This window comes from Pseudomonas fulva NBRC 16637 = DSM 17717 (assembly GCF_000730565.1).
GTDB lineage: Bacteria > Pseudomonadota > Gammaproteobacteria > Pseudomonadales > Pseudomonadaceae > Aquipseudomonas > Aquipseudomonas fulva.
This window is the reverse complement of the sequence record NZ_BBIQ01000028.1, coordinates 1-15,858: the sequence shown is the minus strand read 5'-3', so window position 1 is coordinate 15,858 and position 15,858 is coordinate 1. Positions and strand designations below refer to the sequence as shown.

General features: G+C 61.2%; 21 protein-coding genes. 5 read left to right on the top strand and 16 right to left on the bottom strand.

What is annotated here, in order from left to right:
• Positions 1-351: 351 nt before the first annotated feature.
• The gene (locus PFU01S_RS20555) at positions 352-648 is read right to left on the bottom strand and encodes a hypothetical protein (protein ID WP_241773127.1); all 297 of its coding nucleotides are present in this window, start codon (positions 646-648) and stop codon (positions 352-354) included.
• Between the two features lie 277 nt (positions 649-925).
• Between PFU01S_RS20555 and PFU01S_RS20550 the strand changes: the two genes are divergently transcribed.
• Positions 926-1,234 carry a hypothetical protein gene (locus PFU01S_RS20550; protein ID WP_027916379.1) on the top strand — a complete coding sequence of 103 codons (309 nt, stop codon included), beginning with the start codon at positions 926-928 and terminating at the stop codon, positions 1,232-1,234.
• Positions 1,235-1,269: 35 nt separating this feature from the next.
• Here PFU01S_RS20550 and PFU01S_RS20545 read toward each other — a convergent pair whose 3' ends face one another.
• The 3 genes from PFU01S_RS20545 to PFU01S_RS20535 form a co-directional block, all read right to left on the bottom strand.
• Positions 1,270-1,506, bottom strand: a complete 237-nt coding sequence (locus PFU01S_RS20545; RefSeq protein WP_305955242.1) for a hypothetical protein — start codon at positions 1,504-1,506, stop codon at positions 1,270-1,272.
• 124 nt (positions 1,507-1,630) lie between these two features.
• Positions 1,631-1,837 carry a hypothetical protein gene (locus tag PFU01S_RS20540; protein ID WP_028687870.1) on the bottom strand — a complete coding sequence of 69 codons (207 nt, stop codon included), beginning with the start codon at positions 1,835-1,837 and terminating at the stop codon, positions 1,631-1,633.
• Positions 1,838-1,954: 117 nt separating this feature from the next.
• Entirely contained in the window at positions 1,955-2,263 is a 309-nt protein-coding gene (locus tag PFU01S_RS20535) for a hypothetical protein (protein ID WP_023533881.1), read from the bottom strand.
• A gap of 214 nt (positions 2,264-2,477) precedes the next feature.
• Between PFU01S_RS20535 and PFU01S_RS20530 the strand changes: the two genes are divergently transcribed.
• The gene (locus tag PFU01S_RS20530) at positions 2,478-2,804 is read left to right on the top strand and encodes a hypothetical protein (RefSeq protein WP_027916377.1); all 327 of its coding nucleotides are present in this window, start codon (positions 2,478-2,480) and stop codon (positions 2,802-2,804) included.
• 93 nt (positions 2,805-2,897) lie between these two features.
• Here PFU01S_RS20530 and PFU01S_RS22420 read toward each other — a convergent pair whose 3' ends face one another.
• Positions 2,898-3,068: a hypothetical protein gene (locus PFU01S_RS22420; RefSeq protein ID WP_023533860.1), complete on the bottom strand. Its 171-nt coding sequence runs from the start codon at positions 3,066-3,068 to the stop codon at positions 2,898-2,900.
• Between the two features lie 135 nt (positions 3,069-3,203).
• Between PFU01S_RS22420 and PFU01S_RS20525 the strand changes: the two genes are divergently transcribed.
• On the top strand, positions 3,204-3,722 hold the full coding sequence (locus tag PFU01S_RS20525; protein ID WP_027916376.1) for a methylated-DNA--[protein]-cysteine S-methyltransferase: 519 nt from the start codon (positions 3,204-3,206) through the stop codon (positions 3,720-3,722).
• On the opposite strand, the gene PFU01S_RS20520 is transcribed toward PFU01S_RS20525, so the two are convergent.
• Together PFU01S_RS20520 and PFU01S_RS20515 are read right to left on the bottom strand one after the other, a co-directional pair.
• A complete protein-coding gene (locus tag PFU01S_RS20520; protein WP_027916375.1) occupies positions 3,707-3,949 on the bottom strand; it encodes a hypothetical protein in 243 nt (80 codons plus the stop codon). The genes PFU01S_RS20525 and PFU01S_RS20520 overlap by 16 nt on opposite strands.
• Positions 3,946-4,686: a carbon-nitrogen hydrolase family protein gene (locus PFU01S_RS20515; protein WP_028687871.1), complete on the bottom strand. Its 741-nt coding sequence runs from the start codon at positions 4,684-4,686 to the stop codon at positions 3,946-3,948. Before PFU01S_RS20515 ends, PFU01S_RS20520 begins: the two co-directional genes overlap by 4 nt.
• A 114-nt stretch (positions 4,687-4,800) precedes the next feature.
• On the opposite strand from PFU01S_RS20515, the gene PFU01S_RS20510 reads away from it, so the two are divergent.
• The gene (locus tag PFU01S_RS20510) at positions 4,801-5,493 is read left to right on the top strand and encodes a metallophosphoesterase (protein WP_028687872.1); all 693 of its coding nucleotides are present in this window, start codon (positions 4,801-4,803) and stop codon (positions 5,491-5,493) included.
• Here the strand turns inward: PFU01S_RS20510 and PFU01S_RS20505 are convergent.
• Together PFU01S_RS20505 and PFU01S_RS20500 are read right to left on the bottom strand one after the other, a co-directional pair.
• On the bottom strand, positions 5,474-6,085 hold the full coding sequence (locus PFU01S_RS20505; protein WP_028687873.1) for a LysE family translocator: 612 nt from the start codon (positions 6,083-6,085) through the stop codon (positions 5,474-5,476). The two genes, PFU01S_RS20510 and PFU01S_RS20505, sit on opposite strands and share 20 nt — an antisense overlap.
• A gap of 97 nt (positions 6,086-6,182) precedes the next feature.
• Positions 6,183-7,004 (bottom strand): AraC family transcriptional regulator, encoded by an 822-nt coding sequence (locus PFU01S_RS20500; protein ID WP_027916371.1) that lies wholly within the window; start codon positions 7,002-7,004, stop codon positions 6,183-6,185.
• Between the two features lie 128 nt (positions 7,005-7,132).
• Here PFU01S_RS20500 and PFU01S_RS20495 point away from each other — a divergent pair, with 128 nt between their 5' ends.
• Positions 7,133-7,756 carry a LysE family translocator gene (locus tag PFU01S_RS20495; protein ID WP_027916370.1) on the top strand — a complete coding sequence of 208 codons (624 nt, stop codon included), beginning with the start codon at positions 7,133-7,135 and terminating at the stop codon, positions 7,754-7,756.
• Between the two features lie 42 nt (positions 7,757-7,798).
• On the opposite strand, the gene PFU01S_RS20490 is transcribed toward PFU01S_RS20495, so the two are convergent.
• The 7 genes from PFU01S_RS20490 to PFU01S_RS20460 form a co-directional block, all read right to left on the bottom strand.
• Positions 7,799-10,273, bottom strand: coding sequence for an autotransporter family protein (locus PFU01S_RS20490; RefSeq protein ID WP_033737116.1), 2,475 nt, complete (start codon positions 10,271-10,273; stop codon positions 7,799-7,801).
• Positions 10,274-10,405: 132 nt separating this feature from the next.
• Positions 10,406-10,681 (bottom strand): peptidylprolyl isomerase, encoded by a 276-nt coding sequence (locus tag PFU01S_RS20485; protein ID WP_027916368.1) that lies wholly within the window; start codon positions 10,679-10,681, stop codon positions 10,406-10,408.
• Positions 10,682-10,756: 75 nt separating this feature from the next.
• Positions 10,757-11,527 (bottom strand): 3-hydroxybutyrate dehydrogenase, encoded by a 771-nt coding sequence (gene hbdH / locus PFU01S_RS20480; RefSeq protein ID WP_028687875.1) that lies wholly within the window; start codon positions 11,525-11,527, stop codon positions 10,757-10,759.
• Between the two features lie 178 nt (positions 11,528-11,705).
• A complete protein-coding gene (locus PFU01S_RS20475) occupies positions 11,706-11,987 on the bottom strand; it encodes a peptidylprolyl isomerase (protein ID WP_027916366.1) in 282 nt (93 codons plus the stop codon).
• A gap of 36 nt (positions 11,988-12,023) precedes the next feature.
• Complete coding sequence (locus tag PFU01S_RS20470) at positions 12,024-13,133, bottom strand: 3-deoxy-7-phosphoheptulonate synthase (RefSeq protein WP_042139876.1); 1,110 nt, start codon at positions 13,131-13,133, stop codon at positions 12,024-12,026.
• A gap of 570 nt (positions 13,134-13,703) precedes the next feature.
• Entirely contained in the window at positions 13,704-14,012 is a 309-nt protein-coding gene (locus tag PFU01S_RS20465; protein ID WP_027916365.1) for a hypothetical protein, read from the bottom strand.
• Between the two features lie 98 nt (positions 14,013-14,110).
• On the bottom strand, positions 14,111-15,406 hold the full coding sequence (locus PFU01S_RS20460) for an MFS transporter (RefSeq protein WP_028687876.1): 1,296 nt from the start codon (positions 15,404-15,406) through the stop codon (positions 14,111-14,113).
• Positions 15,407-15,858 lie beyond the last annotated feature (452 nt).

Genomic DNA, 15,858 nt, shown 5'->3' with positions numbered 1-15,858 from the left:
CTCACGCCACCGAGGAGGAAAAAGCGCGACTCAAGGACAAGAACAAGGATGGCATTCCGCCTGGAGTCGCCTGACAGTTTTTACCGGGCATGAACTTCTGAATGCCACCGCTTATCTGATTCAGGCGCCGGGTCATTCGGCTCAGGTCAGTCGTTATTCAAGCGGAAAGTTGCGTATGTTTTCAGAGGACTTCTACGGTATCTACCTTGTTGTGGAGGCGGTGGTGGCTTTCGTCGTGCTGGCGCTCGCTGCTCATTGGAGTCAGGGTACTTGAGGGTGCGAGACGGCACGGGTCAATCCTGTGCCGTATGCAGCTGCATCTCTGGGGATTTATTTCAGCCAACTACCCGCTCAACCCCTGATCATCTCCAGCCGTTCGCGGCCTGCTTCGGTAATCGCGTTCTCGCCCTCGTCACTGATGCGGTACCGTCCCGATGGCAGCTTGTGAATCGAGAACCGCACCAGCCCGCTGCGGGCAAGCGCTTGTCCGGCTTCATAACTCATTGCATTTTCCAGATCGTAAACCTTGATCTCACCAATCTTGAAACGTGAAAACGCAATGAGTGCTGAATCGATGACGTCTTGGCTGACGGAATGAACGTGTTCCATTTGACTTCCCAGTTCGTGAGTGGCGCGGTCCATGGACATAAGCAACGGACCTTGGCAGTTCGTCGAAAGGCGAACGCTACTACGCTTGGTACGAGACGTGTACTGGGTTTGCATCCACGCTGGATGCAAACCCAGCGACATGACCGCGGCACTGGGAGTGCCCGATGCTTTTCCCCACGACAGCTAACTGAATACTGTAGTAGCAGCCAAGCGCGTAGAGGCGTCATGAGCACTTTGCTTTTGACGCACTCAACCGCAATACTTCGCGTATTCAATCGGAGGAAAGTGCGTGGAAACAAGAAGTGCTGTAGCTGAAATGTTCATTGGCATCCCAACACATTTCTGGGTATTGCCCGTGGCAGGCCTGATCGCGTATTACGGCGTCAAATGGTCAGCCAGGCCTACACCACGCGCGCACTGGATCAAAGGGGCAGCCTACTTGCTGCTGATCGCCCTGGCCTTGATCCCGAACGCACTTTACGCGCTCATGCCGCCTGCCCCCGGTCCTGAGCAGCTCATCGACAACCACCCTATGCCCAACTATGCCGGCCGCTTCTACCTGGACCTGTTCTACGTATTCGGCGGCTGGGCGCTGAGCAAGGTGGTCAAGCTCAGGTTTCATTGAGACGATCTTCGGGGGATGGGATTGTACTCAATGCGTCACTTGTTACGCACGGCAGGGCTAAGTGAGCTCTGCATCTTGGTTGCCACCTCCCGCAGGGCTTCGGTTACCTGTGCAAGGGCTTCAATGTGTGCGTTCACGTCGATCTGATCCGGATGAGCACCCCGCGCCTGCATGAAGCGCGCATGGCCGTTCATGGCTTTGCCAAGTTCTTCTAGATGATCTGCGGTTTTGACCAAGTCCGATTTGATGCAGTCAAGTGATTCCATGAACATGTTGACTCGATGGGCGATGCGTTCAACGTTAGCATGTTTGTCAGCCGCTGCGCTTGGCCCGGCTTCCAGCAACGGAAGGGAACGCCTGTGCCCACGCTCTTTCTCCACCTGCCCACGACCCCAATCAGGAGGGTGCTTGATCTTCGGATTGCACCATTAGAACCGATCCCTGAGCGTCAGTACCCAGCAAGGCCGGGCCACTATCAACACGCGTTTCGGCAAGCGCTGTATCAGGGGAGCGAAAGATCTGCTGACGCTGCTCGGGGCTCACGAGGGTTATCAGCTTACCGTTCTGGTAAAACAACCGCGTTTGTTTAGACGACTCGTTCATGGGCTCGGCATCCTTGGCTGAAGGGTTCGCGTGCCGGGATTGGCCTGATGACATTGCCACCCTATACCTGCCCTTGCTACTGGCAGAACTGTCAGGCGACAACCTGCACAGCGCCGCCTACTCTATCAAGCGTTCCGGGTTGAAGAAAAAAGAGGCGATCAGAACTGCGGCGATAACCCCGCTGGCGTCAGCCAGGAACAACGACAATGAGTGACTGTTGCCTACTGTTGCGCCCAGGCCTGTAGCAAAATTCACCCCATGCGGGAATGCTGCGACCATCAGCAGCACGCTGGCCAGCAGGCAAGCGAGCAGCTTCATGTACAACCTGCCGAACGCCAGCCCGTAGGTCCAGAACACCAGGATGCACACCACGGCCAGACCGGTCGATGTTGCAAATTGTGCAAGCACTTCTAGCCACCACACCATGTAGGACTCCAGCGAATCGCCCAATTAAATCAGTCAAGCAGTGCCCACATTTGTGTGGCTGTGCATGATTGCTCATCAGAAACAAGACAGGCTGCATTCGTTCCGCACGCCGGTAAAAAAGGGCAACCGTGATGTTTCCGGAATTCGACGATGGTCCATTCCTCCTTGGCCCTTTCACTTGCTAAAATGCCCGCGACTGATCGAGGCCAAAGAAATGCCTAACTTCCTGTATGTCGTGGCGGCGCTGTGTGTAGCACTCGTGGGCTGCGCCTCACCCGGAAAGCCCACTGCAAGCAAGCTCACATCCAAAACGCCCCAGCAATATGCCGCCTGCGTTATGCCGCAATGGCAGGCCTTGGCACCCAATTCAACGCAGAAATCCATCCCCCATGGCGTACGCATGACGGCGCCTAGTGCGGTGACGACCGATGATGTGCTGGAGGTGATCGAGTCGGGGGAGGGTAGCCGCGCGACATTCTATAAAGGCAGCTTTCTGTCGGGCGACAAGCTGAGGGTGGCGGCACGCGAATGCCTTGAGTGACAGGTGCGTCAGGCGGGTTTGCAGGCGGGCGTGATCGCAGGAAAAAGGGCGGTCCTTCGCCTATTCAAGAGCGTGGTAGTTGCGGCGCGCCGTTCATTGAAGCAGTGCAGGCTTGCGTGCGGTTTTGCGGCGTACTACATTGCATACCCAGCGCTTGCCACACCGGTAAGGCGCGCGGATGAACGTCAGGTCAGCGATCAACCTGGCCCCTTGTGCCTTCAGGGCTTGTGCGAGTTGTGCGAGCGTCTCAGCTTCGATAGTCATGATTCACCTCGTCAGTTTCTTGCAGCGTTCACAAGTGTTGACCGGTGCCGATTCGCAGTAATTCAGTTCCATTACGGTTAGTCGCTTTGTCATAAGCACCCCCCGCAAGCTGCCTTTTAATTTCCGAGTAGCGGTATGCCCAGCCTGTACACCCTCATGCCATCGCTGGTTGGCACGCTGACCCTTGTCTCTCGGGATCAAAGGCTGATCGCCGTGCTGTGGGAGCAGGAGCGGGAAAACAGAGTGCGTCTTGGTCCGTTGCAGCGTGACGATCACTGCCCCGTTCTGATCGAAACCGCACGTCAACTGACCGAATACTTCGCCGGCTCACGTCAGTGTTTCGATCTGGCCCTGGAATTCTCTGGGACGGCGTTTCAGCGTCGAGTGTGGGACGCATTGCTCTGCATACCCTTTGGTGAAACCCGCACGTATGGTCAGATCGCCCAGCAGATCGGCAACCCCAGTGCCGTGCGGGCGGTAGGCGCTGCCAATGGCCGCAATCCGATTTCGATCATTGCGCCCTGTCATCGTGTGATAGGGACTGGCGGTGGGCTCACCGGCTTTGCCGGTGGCCTGGCCGCCAAACAACTGCTATTGGCCCTCGAAGGCCGGCAAACGTTGCCACTGGACTTGCGGCTTCAGCCCAGCCAGTAGGCGCCAACGCACGACAGTGCAGTCAGAAATGTACCTACCATGAGTGAATACTCCCAGCGCACACGGCGCAATCGTGCCTGAACAGCCCGCAGGTATTGACCTGGGGCAGGCGCATCACGGCGATGGCGCATGCCCTCGGCAATGTCAGCCACCTGGCCATCGATTAGCAATCCGATCACGTAGTAGCTTAGCCCGTAGCTCGCCAGTGCCAGTACCAGGTAAATCACGCGGGCGCATCCAGCGGCATCACGCTGGCAGTGCCAGCCTCGGTGTCCAGCAGCAGCAGGCCTTCGCTGTGGGAGTCCAGGCAAGCCAGCAGGCGACCCTCACTGTCCCACGCCGCAGAACCACCGGCCGCCAGGAACTCGCCGGCGGGTCCAACGCAGTTGGCCATCAGCACGGTCAGGCCCAGTTCGCGCGCCACCTGCGGATAATGCATGTGTCCTTCGCTTACGCCTTTTGCCGTCTTGGCCACACTCACCAGATAGATGTCTGCCCCTCGTTCTCGTGCCGATGCAGCATGTGCCATGAACATCGATTCATAGCAGATGGCGGGCGCAATTCGGTGATGCGCCGCCTGAATCAGCGAGGTGCTCACCCCTGCGTTGAAGTAGGGCAGTTCATCTTCGTGCAGACGCTGTTTTGCATAGGCTTGGCGCGGGGCGCCCGGGGTGAAGATCGGCATGCCGATCTGGATGCCGTTCGGGGTTGGCAACGGCAATCCCGCCGCAACGAGGATGCCCAGGCGGTCACTTGCCGCCTGCAGCGGGTCCAGGCGTGCGGAGCCCAAAGGCAGCGCAGCCTGACGGGCAATGGTGGGTTCGTAACCGGTCAACGACAACTCGGGAAAGACGATCACGGCAGCGCCCAGGCTCGCAGCCTGTTCGATGCAGGCCAGATGACGCCCGACGTTGGCCGCCACATCGCCCTTGAATGAACCCAGTTGTGCAGCGCACAGATTCATGACACTTCCTTCCCTGGCACGTGATCGCCGAGCATACTCCCGACCAGCCGCTTGTGCCATGCTGCCCAGGCAAAGGCCTAGAAAGTCTTTGTCTACTTGCAAAGGAATAAGGTCATGCAGCGTTTCCAGCTTGTCGGTGCCAATGTTCAAGGTCGGGATCTGGCCGTTGGAGACATACACGGCCATTTCGACCGGTTGCAGCAAAGCCTGGACGCCGTCGGTTTCAACAAGGAAAAGGATCGGCTATTCAGCGTCGGCGACCTGGTCGATCGCGGGCCCTTTAGTCGGGCAGCCCTGCATTGGCTGGAGCAGCCATGGTTTTATGCGGTCCAGGGCAACCACGAGTCGCTGGCGATCAACCTGGTCCGTGGCGGCCGGCTGGACCTGGCGATGTACCGTGCAGCAGGGGGTGGGTGGTTCATCGATTCGACGGCCGCTGAGCAGCTGCGCTTCGTCGAGCGTTTCGAACAGATGCCGATCGCCTTGCAGGTCGAGTCGGCAAGCGGCCCCATTGGCCTGTTGCATGCCGACAGCCCGTTCGACGACTGGTCCACCCTGCGTACCTGGCTCGAACTGGCCGATGACCCAGACGTGCTTGAAACCTGCCTGTGGTCAAGGCGACGTTTGAAGCAGGCCGATACCACGCCCGTAAAAGGGTTGCGCGCCCTGCTGGTCGGTCATACCACTGTCCAGTCTGTCAGGCAGCTGGGCAATGTGTGGCACCTGGATACCGGGGGATGGACCAGTGGGCATTTCAGCCTGATGGACCTGCGTACACTGATGCTGGTCAACGCCAGGCCAGCGTGATCAGCAAACCGATGCCGAGCAGTAGCAACACGAGGCCTGACAGCCGTTCGAGTAAGGGCAGGGCACTGCTGAATCGCCGCAGCACCCGCGGGTGGCCTATGCTGACAGCGACCAGCAGGTCCCAGGCAAGCACCGCGCAGAACATCCAGATGCCGTACGAAAACAGCCACATAGTAGAGCTGCCCGCTACCAGGCTGGCCAGGCTTGCGTAAAACAACCCATTTTTTGGATTGAGCAGGCCGGACAGCAGGCCCATCTGCAGGTTGCGCCACCAGGTGGGTGCGCTGCTGGCCGAAGTCGGGGACACGCTGGTACTGCCGGCATGACGCAGAAACGCAATACCCAGATAGACCAGGTAAACCGCACCGGCCAGTTGCAACAGCTCGAACAGCGCGCTGCCCTCGTGCAGTATGGACACCCCGGTGAAGGCCAGCACGATGAATACCCCGTTGCCCAGGGCAATGCCCACGCATGCGCCGCTGGCCACGCGCCAGCCACTGGCAATTGCGGTTCGGGCAATCAGGAAGAAATCCGGCCCGGGCGACAACAGCGCCAGGAAGTGGGCAAGGGCAATCAGGATAAATGCTTGCATGGTCGCAGGTGACTCGGCGCTTGAGGTCAGTTGCCTGAGTGTGCGAGTGCAGGCACGCTGCGTATTGAACAATATTGCAGGTGGTGACCGCGCAGCCTTACTTCATAGTCTGAGCCTTGAGGTAATGCCCCGGTGTGATCCCGACATGCGCCTTGAATACCCGCTGAAAATGGCTTTGATCGGCGAACCCCAGGTCGTGGGCGACCTCAACCAGTCGGTGACCCTGCCGGAGCAGTTGACGGCCCCGGTTGATCCTGGCGTTGAGCAAGTAGGCGTGCGGCGTCAGGCCTGTGGCAGCCCGAAACGCGCGAATCAGTTGATAACGACCAAGGCCTGCTTCCCGGGCCAATGACTTCACGGTCAGGCGAGCCGGATCCTGGTCGTGCAGGGTCGTCAGCAAATCCTGCAGCGCTGGGGCTTGAAGGACGGGTGCTGCGGCCAAGGGCGAGAAGGTGTCGAAATCCATGTCGCACAGAAAAGCGATCAGCTCGGCCTCCTTTTGCATCGGGGCCGCCTCGGAAAACAGCACGTCGTTGAGTTGGCAGAATCGGTGGTACGCTTCGGCATCCCGGCTGACACGCGCCGGTTGTTCAGGCGCGCCGCAGGGCAGGCCGGACTCAGTGCGCAGCTCAGCCAGCCAGCGCGCATCCACATGCAGCATCTGGTAGCTCCAGGACTGGTCTGCCTCGGGGTTGCAGGCATGGACCCGGTGCGCGGGGACCGCCACCAGCGTACCGGGGGTGAGCCGCTCGGTCCCGCAACCTGCACCTGTGAACAGGCTGGAACCCGCGTCCACGGCACCGATGGAGAAGGTCGGATGGCTATGGGCTTTGTAGCAGGCCCGGCTGTTGCAGGCCCGGCGGCTCTCGACCTGCGGCAAGCGCGGATCTCGCCACAGGCGGGTATTGGAACGCGGCATCGGAAGGTCCTCGTGATGGCTGACAGCTTAAACAGACGCTGCTGGCCCGTACAGTTGTCGCGCGTGACTGTACCTTGACGCTGCGGCCTGGTACCTGCGATACAGCCCTAAATTCAGAGGATAGAGGGATGGACCTTGCCAGTCTGATGCTTTTCATACCGGCCTGCTTTGCCCTGAACATGGCTCCAGGTCCCAACAACCTGTTGTCGCTGCACAATGCCAGTCGCTATGGGTTGCGCGCCGCTTGCCTTGCAGGGGTAGGGCGCCTGTTTGCTTTCAGCGGCATGATAGGCCTTGCGGCCATGGGCCTGGCCGTGGTCCTGCATACCAGCGAAACCCTGTTTCTGGCGATAAAAGTGGTAGGGGCGGTGTATCTGTTCTATCTGGCGTGGCAACTGTGGCGTGCGCCAGTGGCCGCGGCCGTCGATGCTGGGTACTCGGCGCGCAGTGGGTGGCGCCTGGCGCGTCAGGAGTTCATGGTTGCAGCAGGCAACCCGAAAGCCATCCTGATATTTACAGCCTTTCTGCCACAGTTCGTATCGGTCGCCAGCCCCGTGCCGGTAGGCCAACAGTTCCTGTTACTAGGGGTTTTGTTTCTACTGCTGGAATGGGCAGCCATCGCGCTCTACGCTGCAGTGGGCGCTTATTTGCAGCGATGGTTCTCGCGGCCGCGGCCTCGTAGGTTGTTCAATCGCACCAGTGCCGCGCTGCTGGCAAGCGCAGGGGCAGGGCTGTTGGTCGTTCGGCGTTAGTCAAGGGCAGGGCGCGCGATGGTCGCGCGCCCTGCTTACTTGTCAGAACTGCCAGCGTACGCCCAGGTTGACGCCGCTGGCCTCTTGTTCACGGCTATCCAGATGCGTCGTGTACTGAATCCCGCCGTGCACGCTCAACGAAGTATTGAGTTGCGCTGCAACGCCTGCTTCGGCTTGCAGGGCGGTGTAGCGGTAATCAGTCTTGACCTTGTCCGTCTTGTCGAAGACCAGCGCATCCCTGCCGCCGTCCCCATGCCACAGGTTCACTTGCGCGTAGGGTTGCAGCAGCCGGGCACCGTCGGGCTGGAATCGTCCCTCCAGGCGCAGCCCGATGCGGCCAGTGAGTTCAACCTGCGCGTCATGGTCGATACGCGAGACGCGATCATTTGCGGTATCGAACTTGGTCTTCTGGGCGATGACCTGTGCCTGCGGCTCGATTGCCCAGTGCGATGACAAGGTTACGGGCACGCCGGCTTCCAGCGAAGCGGCCCAGGCGTCCCCGTCCAAGTCCAACTTGTCGCCTCGGTCCGAGCGCGCCCGCCCATCCAAACGGGTGTATTGCAACACGCCATCCAGATAGCCACCTTGCGCACCCACCCAGCTCCAGTACGCACCTGCGCTTTTTCCATCCAGGCGCAAGTCACCGACGCTACGGTTCTCCTGGGCCAACGCGAAGCCCTTGACACCGGCCGTCAGGCGAGACTGGCTGAGGTATACCCCAGCGTGTTGACGGGCACCGCTATCACTCACATGAGCATACACGTCCTGACCAACCTTGAAGCCATACAGGTCGCCATCGAGGCTGGGGCTGACCGTACCACTCCACTGTTGACGGAGTGCGCCGCCGTAGGCCTGACCCCAGGCAGCGGGCAGTGCGCCCTGGCCCTCCAGCAACTGCTGGTCGCCCTGACGCTGATGGAAGGTGCCCAGCCCCTGACGCACCACGATGGCTGCCCCCCTGGGGGCGGCGGCGTAGACCGCGACCTCGGGACGATACAGCGGCAGGCTCTGGTTGCCGGCGATCGGGGCGGGCAAGTCCAGTTGCCCTGGGGCTGGAGCGGCAACCGGCGGGGTAACCGCCGGCTGTTCGGGGGCCGGCTCGGCAGGGACCTCGGGTTCGGGCTCAGCCGGCGGCGTCACCACAGGTGGCGCCACCAGCGTCGAGCGCAGGTACCAGTTGTTCTCGCTGCCAGCGGTAACACCACCTTTGAACAATCGATAGTCGTAGGCACCCGCCGAAAGGGTTTGCGTTTGCACGAAGGCGGTAGCCGTACTGGTGGCACCGTCGCGTGCCTCCACGACCTGAATGCCGTTCTGGGGTGTCGACGCGCCGGCTCCCCCCAGATTGTTGACGATCAGGCCGGTCGTCCCCGTTATGGACCCGGCGCTGACCACCAGGCGATCGGAGGGCGCATTGTCACCGGCCAGCACACTGTTCACGCGCAACAGGCCGTTTTCGCCGACATAGTCGCCTTGGATGGTAAGACGGCCCAGGGCATCGCCACCCTCGGTAAGGTTGAGCGTTCCGGCGTTACTCACCGATGCGCGTTGCCCTGGGCCAAACGCTGTGATCACGCCCTCGCTTGAGGCAAGGACGCTGTTGCTGTCGAGGGTGAGCCTGCCGGTTCCGGTGCCGGCGTCTCCAAGGACCAGGGTGTCGTTGAGCGCCAGCTGACTAAGATTGGTCAACGCCACCGTCTCCCAGTTGAGGTAGCGAGCACCGCCCACCGCGCGGCTATTGTCGAACGTGAGGATATCGTTGCCTTCGCCGCCATCGATTGTGATGATCAGCGTTTCCGGATTAAGCCCGGAGAGCAGCGCAGTGTCGTCGCCCGGCCCGGCATCGACTTTCCCGCCGATCGTCCCGCCGTCCCAGACGAAGCGATCGTTGCCCGTGCTGAGCAGCACGTCCCCTGCGACGCTGCCGCCATGGATCAGGACGCTGTCGTCGCCGCCGCTGACGCTGATATTGCCGCCAATAGTGCCATCGAAGACCTCGATGTAATCGGTGTCGAACGCGGCAATGACATTCCTGTCAACGCTGCCACCGCGCATGATGAAGGTATTCTTGTCCAGGCGCAGGTTGACGTTTCCGATCCTGCCGCCGTCCATTTCGGCGTAGTCGCCGCTGTCGAAGGTGCCCTTGATCCAGCCGCCGGACATGTAGAAGGTGTCCAGCCCGTCACCCTGGTTGACGTTACCCTCGATCACGCCGCCGCTCATGACGAAGTCATCGATGCCGCCACCCTGATTGACGTTGCCGGCGATCGTGCCGGAGGCCATGTCGATACTGTCCCGGCCTGGGCCAAAGGTGACATCGCCCTCGATGGCGCCGGTGCCACCTGCCGGAAACACCAGACGGTTGTCACCCTCGGTATCCACCAGCGAAGGCGCTGACCCGCTGTCGCAGACATACGTGTCGTTACCGGCCCCAGGGGAAAATGTACAAGCTGCCTGAGCGGATGGCAGGGCCGCGCCCAGCAAACTCAGTGAGCCCACAATCAGTCGTACACGCATAGCAAAGCCTCCATTCAAAGCCAGCGCGCAACGTCAATTGCGCGGGGTCAGGCACTTTTTACAGAGGAAGGCTTGGGAGCGACAACTGGCAGAACTGCTAGTTGCTGGGTATTTAGACGGCAGTGTTGAGACTCAGTCGCGGTAGAACGTCTGCACCAGGTGATAGCCGAATTTGCTCTTCACGGGCCCATGCACAACGCGCAGGGGCTTCTTGAAGATGACCTGGTCGATCGCACCGACCATCTGCCCAGGGCGGATCTCTCCAAGATCACCGCCACGCTTGCCCGAGGGGCAGAGGGAGAACTTCCTGGCGAGCACATCGAACGCCTCACCCTTGGCGATGCGCTGCTTGAGCTTTTCGGCTTCGTCAGCAGTCTTGACCAGGATGTGGCGGGCTTGGGCTTTCATGATCTACCTGTGCATGCAGCGAGAGAAAGCAGCCATTATGCCCGACGCACCGCTACCACCGCGAATCGGCATGGCTTATTGCGCCAGCCATCCACCGTCCATGTTCCAGGCCGCACCGCGCACCTGGCTGCCAGCCTCGCTGCATAGAAACAGCACAAGCTCGCCCAGGTGCTCGGGCGCTACGAACGCTTGTGAAGGCTGTTTTTCCGCGAGCAATTCCCGTTCTGCCTGCTGCGGATCGACGCCGGTTGCAGCACGTGCGTCGATCTGCTGCTGCACCAGCGGCGTCAACACCCAGCCTGGGCACAGGGCATTGCAGGTCACGCCGCTCATGGCGGTTTCCAGCCCTACGACCTTGGTCAGGCCAATCACCCCATGCTTGGCGGCGACATATGCGGCCTTGCCGGTGGAGCCGACGAGCCCATGGACCGAGGCGATGTTGATGATGCGGCCCCAGTTGCGGGCGCGCATACCTGGCAGCACCAGGCGAGTGCCGTGGAAGACCGCAGACAGGTTCAAGGCAATGATCTTGTCCCAGCTGTCCACCGGGAAGTGCTCGACAGGTGCCACATGCTGGATCCCGGCATTGTTGACCAGGATATCCACGGCACCGAATGCCTGTTCGGCAAAGTCCAGCATGGCCTCGATCTGCGCGGCATCGGCAAGATCACCGGGGTGATGGCGCACCTGCACCCCTAATTGCTCAAGGCTGGCGATGGCAGGTGAAGGGTCACCAAAACCGTTGAGCACGATGTTGGCCCCCGCTCGCGCCAGCACATGGGCAATGCCCAGGCCAATGCCGCTGGTGGAACCTGTGATCACTGCTGTCTTGCCTTTGAGGGTCATGCAAAGCTCCCTAACAGCGCGCCGGCGCCGACTGGAACGAAGAAAGCCGTTGGGCATCGCCCGGGATGGGCTGAGCGTAGGAGCGGAGCGGCTGATCAAAGGTTCCGCAGGGGCCTTCGCGTGAGGCCAAAGCAGCGGCTTTGCGCCACTCCCTCCTACCGGGCTTGCTTCGCAGGACTTAGTCCTGGCGGCTGGTCACTTCCAGCAGGTGGTAGCCGAACTGAGTCTTGACCGGACCCTGCACGGTGTTGACCGGGGCGCTGAAGACCACGGTATCGAATTCCTTGACCATCTGGCCAGGACCGAACGAGCCCAGGTCACCACCCTGACGGCTGGACGGGCAGGTGGAGTTGGCCTTGGCGATTTCAGCGAAGTCGGCACCCGCTTCGATCTGGGCCTTGAGTTCGTTGCACTTGTCTTCGCTGTTGACCAGGATGTGACGGGCGGTTGCACGTGCCATGGGGTACTGCTCCTTGGGAGGGTAAAGAGGCAAAGCCTAACGCACTTCAACCGGTCGTGTCTCGCAGGGTTCGGCCTGCCGCTCACCCAAAAGGCGTGCCGCACCCTGCAACAAGGTCTCAGTGGTGCTCCAGCCAAGGCAGCCATCGGTGATGGACACGCCGTATTTCAGCGCCCCGTTGCTCAGGGCCTGACAACCCTCGAACAAGTGCCCCTCGATCATCATGCCGACGATCGAGGTGTCGCCGCTCAATCGCTGTTGCAACACCTCGTTGAAAACAGCCGGTTGCCGGGCGGGGTCCTTGCCACTGTTGGCATGGCTGCAATCGACCATGATGCGCGCAGGCAGGCCTGCTTTGGCGAGCCCCTGACGGGCCAGGGCAAGGCTGTGGGCGTCGTAGTTCGGACCTTGATGGCCACCTCGCAGCACCAGGTGAGTATGCGCGTTACCCAGGGTTTCGACGATCGCAGGGTAGCCCTGTGCATCCATGCCGAAATGCCGGTGGGCATGGGCAGCACTGCGCATGGCGTCCGTCGCGATGGCAACGCCGCCATCGGTGCCGTTCTTGAAGCCTACCGGCAGCGCCAGCCCGCTAACCATTTCTCGATGAATCTGTGATTCGGTGGTGCGGGCGCCGATGGCGGCCCAGGCCAGTACATCGTCGAAGTAGCCAGCGGCCATGGGCTGCAGCAATTCGGTCGCAACCGGCAGGCCCCGTTCGATCATGCCCAGCATCAGCCCCCGCGACAGTGCCAGACCTGCATGCATGTCGTCGCTGCCATCGAGGTGAGGGTCGTAAGCCAGGCCCTTCCAGCCCACCGTCGTGCGCGGTTTTTCCACGTAGGCACGCATCACCAGCAGCATGCGTTCGCCGACCTGTCGGCTCAACGCGGCCAGGCGATCGGCATATTCCAGCGCCGCGCGCGGATCATGCAGCGAGCATGGCCCTACGATGACCAGCAGGCGAGGGTCGCGCCCTTCGAGAATGTCGCAAATGGCTTGGCGGTGCGCCTGGACTTGGTGTGCGAGCGAGGCAGACAACGGCATCTGTTGTTTGAGCAGGTGCGGGCTGGGAAGGCGGCGGCTGACAGCGGTATTGGCAGCTTGGGCTTGGGTCAGGGGCAGGGCGAGGCTGGAGGCTTGCATGAGGGTTTTCCTTGGGCGGACGGCAGGCACTATGGCTGCGCAGTCGGCCCTATCGAGGTGTTCGACAGATCGGTGTTTGGCTATTGGCTGAATCAGTGCCACCTGTGCAGAACCGGTCGGAGGCGGCAGGCTGGCCCGAGCGGACGTGGCTAAATCGCCAGGTGGAGGTGCTGGTTACGTAATAGGTGTCGTATTTCATGAATCTGTCCTCTGGATCGTTTGGGTGTAGGCCTGAAAAAACAAAACCCCCGGTCGGGAGGCCGACCGGGGGTTTGAGTATTCTCATGTTCGGCGGCCCCTCGAAGGTGGACGCCGTGTGGGTATCGGCGCCTAGTGGCTAAACCAATACCCGAAGTAATAGGAGGCAGGTGCGTTCACGCACACGGTCACGACCGCTGCCGGGCGCGGGGCGCGGCCAGTGGTAGTAGCGAGTGTGTGGATGGTTGCTTGCATGCTGCTCTCCAGTGAATGAGCCCGAGCTTACTGCACATTGCGCGGGCCATTCAATGGAAAATTGCTATGAGCGTAATCGATCGGATGATTACGCCGGGTGGTCACTGGACCGTAGTCTTAGTGACTGTCTTGATCTTCAGCTTGACCACCAGTGGCGCCTGCGCCTGAGCCAGTGGCTTCGCCGGTGCTGTTGGAGCCGCCCGCAGCACCGTCATGGGCACCTGCGGCCCCGGCGTTGCTGCTGTCATTGTCACGGCTGCTGCCTGGGGTATTCACGCTGCTGCCTTCACCTGCAGTCTTGCCGCCCATCTGGTCGGTTTTCGGGTGCATGTCGGTGTTGGTGGTGTCAGTGGCGGCCTGACTGGTACCGGCCAGGGTGGCCAAGGCGAAAGCAACGGACAGCGAAAGGCTACGGATGCGAATCATGGCGAAGCTCCTGTGCATGGATTCTGTCATTGCTTTGGCATAGTCCTGCACAGGAGGTGCCCAGAGGGCGACGGATGGTCGGTTAGGGCACGCTTGCCTCAACAGGCCTCGCCGTGGTGCGAAGGCTTGGGTTCGGCCGTTTCCATCGGAGGATGCTCCTGCGCGGCATGCATCAGGTCCTCGGTGACCCGCAGTTCGGCGCCAGTAGGCGAGAAGGTGGTGGAGGCCGTGAACGGGGCAGGGTGTTCCGCGGCCGGGCGCTTGCCGCGCCGCCACAGGAAAAAGCCCACCATCAACAGGTTGACCACGGCAAACGCCCAGAAAAGCCCGGCTTCGCCAAACTCGGTCATCACGGGTGATATCGCCATCGGCGCCATCGCCGAGCCCAGCGAGTTGATTAGCAGCAGCCCTTGGATCATGGGCACCAAGGCATCGGATGGGGCACGGTCGGCTGCATGGCTGACCGCCACCGGATACAAGGTGAACACCCCGCCGCCCAGCAGAAACAGCATCGCCGGCAGCAGGAATGCATCCGAAGGCAGGAACACGGTGACCAATGCCAGCGCAGCGCACACTGCCGCCAGGGCAATCAGCACGTCCTGACGGTCCTTGCGGTCCGACCACCGCCCCACCGGGTATTGCAACAGCATGGCCCCGAGGATGACCCAGGCCATCATGTTGCCTACTTCGCCGACGTCCAGCCCGATACGTTGGAGATACAGCGGCAGCAACGTATAGATCCCGGCAATGGCCACGCCCGAACCAAAGCATCCCACCAGCCCCGAGGGTGCCACGCCCAGCAGTTGCCGCGGCTTGAGCGGCTCTACCTGGTCCAGCAGTGGCGAAACCCGTGGCAGGATCACGATCGGCAACACCGACAGGGCGGTCAGCACACCTGCCAGCATGAAAGGCGCGGTCTCGCCCAGGCGGGTGATCTCGCCAAGCCCTGCCTGAGCCAGCACCCCGGCGCCATAGAAGGCGATCATGTACAAGGCCAGCAGGCGACCGCGGATCTTGGCGTCTCCGGCAAGCAACAACCAGCTCTCGATGACCAGGAACACCCCCACGGCCGCCCAGCCATTGATCAGGCGCAGCACCGACCACCAGGTCACGTCATAGAACAGGCCTTGCAGCAGGATGGTGACGCCGATCAGCGAGGCAAAGCTGGTGTAGGCGCGGATATGGCCGATGCGCAGGATGAGCCGATCATTGAAGATGGCCCCCAGGGTCAGACCGATGAAGTAGGTGGACGAGACGATGCCGATGGTGGTGGCAGACTCGCCAGCCTCGCCGAGTCGCAGGGTGGTCAGAGAAGACATGAAGCCGTTGCCCAGGGCAATGATGAACAGCCCGAGCAGCGGCGCCAGCGCCATGGCCAGCAAACGCGCAGACATAGGTACCTCTAGTTGGATAGGCGAAGGTTGGCCTTTTCGAGCGCTCACGCTGGTCGACCCGGGTAGGGTAGAGGCTGCACGGATGCGACCTGGGCAAGACTCAACCGCTTGGCCATGCAGGAAGACGGCCGGGCGGGGAGGGTTGAGCCTATTTCACATGAGCGTTCATGGGGTCAGGCGCGGACTCGGTCTTGGTTGCCGGTTGCCACCGTTCAAGGCGACGGGCGAAAAGGAAGCGCGATTCTACGGGCTTGCAGGGTTTTGCCAAGGGTTGACTGCCTGCGGCGCAATGCCGCAGTCTCGAAAAGACATGCCAATGTCTTTCCCAGGCAAATCGCCCGCAGTCGCAGTCGCAGTCGCGGCTGCTGTTGCTGTTGCTGTTGCTGTTGCTGTTGCTGTGGCTGTGGCTGTGGCTTTTGCTTCTAAGCGCGCGGTAGCCCAGGCGGCGCAGA

Bases quoted from the DNA above. Each gene is read 5' to 3' on its own strand.
- PFU01S_RS20555 (WP_241773127.1), bottom strand. From the start codon at position 648: ATGTCCATGGACCGCGCCACTCACGAACTGGGAAGTCAAATGGAACAC.
- PFU01S_RS20550 (WP_027916379.1), top strand. From the start codon at position 926: ATGTTCATTGGCATCCCAACACATTTCTGGGTATTGCCCGTGGCAGGC.
- PFU01S_RS20545 (WP_305955242.1), bottom strand. From the start codon at position 1,506: ATGTTCATGGAATCACTTGACTGCATCAAATCGGACTTGGTCAAAACC.
- PFU01S_RS20540 (WP_028687870.1), bottom strand. From the start codon at position 1,837: ATGAACGAGTCGTCTAAACAAACGCGGTTGTTTTACCAGAACGGTAAG.
- PFU01S_RS20535 (WP_023533881.1), bottom strand. From the start codon at position 2,263: ATGGTGTGGTGGCTAGAAGTGCTTGCACAATTTGCAACATCGACCGGT.
- PFU01S_RS20530 (WP_027916377.1), top strand. From the start codon at position 2,478: ATGCCTAACTTCCTGTATGTCGTGGCGGCGCTGTGTGTAGCACTCGTG.
- PFU01S_RS22420 (WP_023533860.1), bottom strand. From the start codon at position 3,068: ATGACTATCGAAGCTGAGACGCTCGCACAACTCGCACAAGCCCTGAAG.
- PFU01S_RS20525 (WP_027916376.1), top strand. From the start codon at position 3,204: ATGCCCAGCCTGTACACCCTCATGCCATCGCTGGTTGGCACGCTGACC.
- PFU01S_RS20515 (WP_028687871.1), bottom strand. From the start codon at position 4,686: ATGAATCTGTGCGCTGCACAACTGGGTTCATTCAAGGGCGATGTGGCG.
- PFU01S_RS20510 (WP_028687872.1), top strand. From the start codon at position 4,801: ATGCAGCGTTTCCAGCTTGTCGGTGCCAATGTTCAAGGTCGGGATCTG.
- PFU01S_RS20505 (WP_028687873.1), bottom strand. From the start codon at position 6,085: ATGCAAGCATTTATCCTGATTGCCCTTGCCCACTTCCTGGCGCTGTTG.
- PFU01S_RS20500 (WP_027916371.1), bottom strand. From the start codon at position 7,004: ATGCCGCGTTCCAATACCCGCCTGTGGCGAGATCCGCGCTTGCCGCAG.
- PFU01S_RS20495 (WP_027916370.1), top strand. From the start codon at position 7,133: ATGGACCTTGCCAGTCTGATGCTTTTCATACCGGCCTGCTTTGCCCTG.
- PFU01S_RS20490 (WP_033737116.1), bottom strand. From the start codon at position 10,273: ATGCGTGTACGACTGATTGTGGGCTCACTGAGTTTGCTGGGCGCGGCC.
- PFU01S_RS20485 (WP_027916368.1), bottom strand. From the start codon at position 10,681: ATGAAAGCCCAAGCCCGCCACATCCTGGTCAAGACTGCTGACGAAGCC.
- hbdH (WP_028687875.1), bottom strand. From the start codon at position 11,527: ATGACCCTCAAAGGCAAGACAGCAGTGATCACAGGTTCCACCAGCGGC.
- PFU01S_RS20475 (WP_027916366.1), bottom strand. From the start codon at position 11,987: ATGGCACGTGCAACCGCCCGTCACATCCTGGTCAACAGCGAAGACAAG.
- PFU01S_RS20470 (WP_042139876.1), bottom strand. From the start codon at position 13,133: ATGCAAGCCTCCAGCCTCGCCCTGCCCCTGACCCAAGCCCAAGCTGCC.
- PFU01S_RS20465 (WP_027916365.1), bottom strand. From the start codon at position 14,012: ATGATTCGCATCCGTAGCCTTTCGCTGTCCGTTGCTTTCGCCTTGGCC.
- PFU01S_RS20460 (WP_028687876.1), bottom strand. From the start codon at position 15,406: ATGTCTGCGCGTTTGCTGGCCATGGCGCTGGCGCCGCTGCTCGGGCTG.